The sequence below is a fragment of the Gilliamella sp. Choc5-1 genome, from assembly GCF_001690595.1.
Lineage (GTDB): Bacteria > Pseudomonadota > Gammaproteobacteria > Enterobacterales > Orbaceae > Gilliamella > Gilliamella apicola_M.
Genome location: NZ_LZHH01000057.1, coordinates 1 through 1,057 on the forward strand (window position 1 = coordinate 1; position 1,057 = coordinate 1,057).

The window sequence follows — 1,057 nt, forward strand, 5'->3', positions numbered from 1 at the left end:
ATGAAGTCGCAATAGACCCAAAACACAAGCAACCCTACTCTTGTAAAATCCCTGCGGTAGTCTTGGTTATCAATAACGAGGCAATGAGATTTAACGAGCGTAACGGCGGTATATCACGGCGTAGGGTTATCTTTCACTTTGGCGAGGTTATCCCTGAAAAAGAGCGAGATTTAAACTTGGTTAGCAAAATAGAGCAAGAACTCCCCTTAATTGTGAGGTTGCTATTAAATGAGTTTACCAGTCCAGCAGAAGCCAAAGAAAGACTACACCAGCAACAACAATCAGACGAAGCGACGGCGATTAAACGCGAATCCGACCACTTAGTAGATTTTTGTAGTTATCTTGATGCGCTTGATTATCCCAATGGTATGTTTATTGGCAATATGGGAATAATGCCCTTTAACCCCCGAAAATATTTATATCATGCTTATATTGAATACATCCGCAATACAGGTTTAAACTGGATCGGCTACACTAAATCATACAACTTTTTTAAGGGGTAAGGTAAACTTATCACGACTAAAAAAGGAACAAATATGAATAAGATTAAACGCAAAAGACGAACATTCACAGATGATTTTAAACACCAAATGGTCAGTCTTTATCAACATGGTAAATCACGTAGTGAAATCGTTGCCGAATATGATTTGACACCATCAGCTTTGGACCGTTGGATAACGCAATCAAGCCAAAGTGGCTCATTTAAAACAAAAGATAATCGCAGTCCACAAGAACAAGAGCTAATCGCGTTGCGTAAAGAGCTTAAACAACTCCGCATGGAAAACGATATTTTAAAGCAAGCAGCACTGATAATAGGGCGAAAATCGCTATCCTAAAAGCAAATCGACATCGTTATAGCATAACAAAGCTATGTCAATATTTAGGATTATCAAGATATTATGCTTATTATCAGTGTAAATTGAATAGACAAAAATCAGTAGGGCTTTATGCCGATAAAATCGTGACGCTATTTAATCAGAGCTATCAGTCTTATGGTACAAGACGAATTCGTTTTGATTTACAAAAAGAGAATATTTGGGTGTCACGCCGTTACATT

General features: G+C 37.7%; 1 protein-coding gene and 1 pseudogene. Both read left to right on the forward strand.

Annotation, left to right across the window (positions count from 1 at the left end; all coding sequences use genetic code 11):
- Positions 1-503: pseudogene (locus tag A9G35_RS05735) on the forward strand (primase-like DNA-binding domain-containing protein); the annotation flags it as partial.
- A gap of 33 nt (positions 504-536) precedes the next feature.
- Positions 537-836 (forward strand): transposase, encoded by a 300-nt coding sequence (locus A9G35_RS05740; protein ID WP_065585449.1) that lies wholly within the window; start codon positions 537-539, stop codon positions 834-836.
- Positions 837-1,057 lie beyond the last annotated feature (221 nt).